We start from the raw sequence: 2,458 nt of genomic DNA, 5'->3' as shown, positions 1-2,458 counted from the left end.
ATGTGGAACCGTAGGAAGTCCCATCATCCCAGCTCAGAGGGCATCCGCGTCTTCATGTCCAAGCCCTGGACCGGCCATTGCTCGGTGGATCGAGGTTTAGTCGGGAAGGGTGGAACATTCACCACGTCACGGATCCTGGGCTGTCGGACTGAACCTCGAAGCGCGCCGGGGTGGTTCCGGTTTGGGAACTGCACAGCCGACAGGCTGGAACTGGCCCGAAGACCGCTGCGTGTTGGCCCAGGTTCACTCCTTCGCCATGGCTTCGCGGAGCCGGGGGGCGGACTCGTTAGTGAAGCCGTTTGCGGTCAGGGCCTTGGCGGCCTTCTCGGCCCAGTAGGGCTCTTCGTGGTCGATGCGGGCTAGGTTGTCTTCGTCGAGGACCTCGAAGCCGTGGGCGGTCAGCAGGGCGCGGGCCGACTCCTGGCCGGGGCCGGTGATTGTGGCGGCGACAGCACCTGGCGGAGGACAGCGAGGAGATCTTCAACGGCTCAGGTGGCACCTACGGCTCGCCGAAGGTGTTCGTCGAGCTGGTGTGCCGGGGCTGGCGGGTGTCGGTGAACACCGTCGCGAAGGTAATGGCCGAGCTCGGGCTGGCCGGACGGAAGGAAGGTCCGCCGACGCCGGTCGCTGACCAGGCCGGGCAAGCGGCCCGCAGCCCCGGACTTCGTCCGCCGGGACTTCACCGCCGAGGAGTCCGACCTCGTCTGGGCAGGTGACATGACCGAGATCGACACCGGCGAGGGCAAGCTCTACCTCGCTACCGTGATCGACCTGTTCTCCCGTCGGCTGCTTGGTTACGCGATGGGCGAGCGGCACGACGCCGAGCTGGTGATGGCCTCACTCAACATGGCCGCGGCCACCCGGGGCGGCGACGTCCGCGGCGTGATCATGCACAGGGACGGGGGCAGCCGAGTACTGCTCCCGGACGTTCCAGCCGGCCTGCCGCAAGCTGGGCGTCACCCAGTCCGTGGGCAGAGTTGGATCTTGTTTCGACTGTCAGTCTCTTGGTACCGGATCCCGCAAGGATTCGGTAGCCCCGGCCGTGACGGTCTGACTCTTGCTACGACCGACCCTGAGGGTGTCCTGGCGTTGATCTGTCGACCGTCCGGCCGGGCACGCAGCAAGCGCTGCCGCCGACCGGACGTGACCTGATAAGAGCCTGGAGCCACCTCGTCAAAAGCGTCCCCGTGACAGTCCTGTCCGTCCGACCGGTGACAGCGTGCACCTCACGCTACCGGCCGGAAGGAACGCGGTGAACACCAACGAGCAGCACATGTCCGGGCACGTCGTGATCGGCGTCGACACACACAAGCACGTGCATGTCGCGGCAGTCATGGACACCATCGGCGGAATACTGGCGACATTGACGATCCCCACGGACACCGGCGGATTCCAGCAACTCCTGCACTGGGCGACCGAGTTCGGCAACGTGCTGGCATTCGGGGTCGAGGGCACCGGATCCTACGGCGCCACCCTGGCCTCGTTCCTGCGCAGGGCTGGTCACAAGGTGGTCGAGGCCAGCCGGCCGGACCGACGGCTGCGGCGGATGAACGGAAAGTCCGACACCCTGGACGCCGAGAACGCCGCCCGCGCAGTTCTCGCCGGCTTCGCCACCGCCACTCCCAAGACGGCGGACGGCGAGGCCGAGATGATCCGCCGGCTAAAGATCGCCCACGACCAGGCCGTCGAACAGCGCGCGGCCGCGATGGTCACCATGAAGGCGATGCTCGTCCACGCCCCCGATGGCCTGCGCCACGAGACCGCCGGCAAAACGCAGATCGCTCTGGCCCGGCACCTGGCGGGCCTGCGTCCTCGACAGCTGGAGGGCCCTGAGGACGCACTCCGTCACGCCCTGCGCACGCTGGCCAAGCGGTGGCAGTACCTCGAAGCGGAGGCCAAAGAGCTGACGAAGATGATCGATGACCTGGTGCACCGAGTCGCCCCGCAGTTACTCGAGCCGTTCGGCATCGGCGTGGACACAGCCGCGGAATCCTCGTCGTGGTCGGCGACAACCCCGAGCGCATCAAGTCCGAAGCCGCACTCGCCAAACTCGCGGGCATCGCACCCGTGCCCACCGGCTCCGGAATGACCAGCGGCAGGCACCGCATCAACCACGGCGGCCATCGCCAGCTCAACGCCGCGATCTACCGCACCGTCATCGTCCGCATGCAGTTCCATCAGCCCACGATCGACTACGTCGCTCGCCGAACCGCAGAGGGCAAGACGAAACGCGAGATCATCCGATGCCTCAAACGCTACGTGATCCGCGAGGTCTACCACCTCATCCGGCCTGCCCCGAAGACGGTCTCTGCGGGGAGTTGACAACTATAGGAGTCGACCGTTCACCTGCGGTGACGCCCCGCGGATCCTGCTGGCCAAATGTGAGGTCACGCGGCGGGTGTGAGGGCGAGTCGGGCGAGGTGGCTGGTGCGGGTGTGGTCGAGCGGCTGGCCGTTCC

The 2,458-nt window shown here is 66.8% G+C and carries 4 protein-coding genes; all 4 read left to right on the top strand.

The window, feature by feature from the left end; all coding sequences use genetic code 11:
• Positions 1-437 precede the first annotated feature (437 nt).
• Positions 438-716 carry a transposase gene (locus ABZ453_RS51020; RefSeq protein ID WP_359026893.1) on the top strand — a complete coding sequence of 93 codons (279 nt, stop codon included), beginning with the start codon at positions 438-440 and terminating at the stop codon, positions 714-716.
• Positions 628-1,152 (top strand): DDE-type integrase/transposase/recombinase, encoded by a 525-nt coding sequence (locus tag ABZ453_RS51015; protein WP_359026895.1) that lies wholly within the window; start codon positions 628-630, stop codon positions 1,150-1,152. Before ABZ453_RS51020 ends, ABZ453_RS51015 begins: the two co-directional genes overlap by 89 nt.
• 100 nt (positions 1,153-1,252) lie before the next feature.
• Entirely contained in the window at positions 1,253-2,089 is an 837-nt protein-coding gene (locus ABZ453_RS51010; RefSeq protein ID WP_359026891.1) for a transposase, read from the top strand.
• The gene (locus tag ABZ453_RS51005) at positions 1,999-2,322 is read left to right on the top strand and encodes a transposase (RefSeq protein ID WP_359026889.1); all 324 of its coding nucleotides are present in this window, start codon (positions 1,999-2,001) and stop codon (positions 2,320-2,322) included. The genes ABZ453_RS51010 and ABZ453_RS51005 overlap by 91 nt, the downstream gene beginning before the upstream one ends.
• The last annotated feature ends 136 nt before the right edge of the window (positions 2,323-2,458 follow it).

This window comes from Streptomyces sp. NPDC005799, from assembly GCF_040630525.1.
Lineage (GTDB): Bacteria > Actinomycetota > Actinomycetes > Streptomycetales > Streptomycetaceae > Streptomyces > Streptomyces griseorubiginosus_B.
Note: the sequence above shows the minus strand (reverse complement) of the source record. Positions and strands in the feature narration are given on the sequence as shown.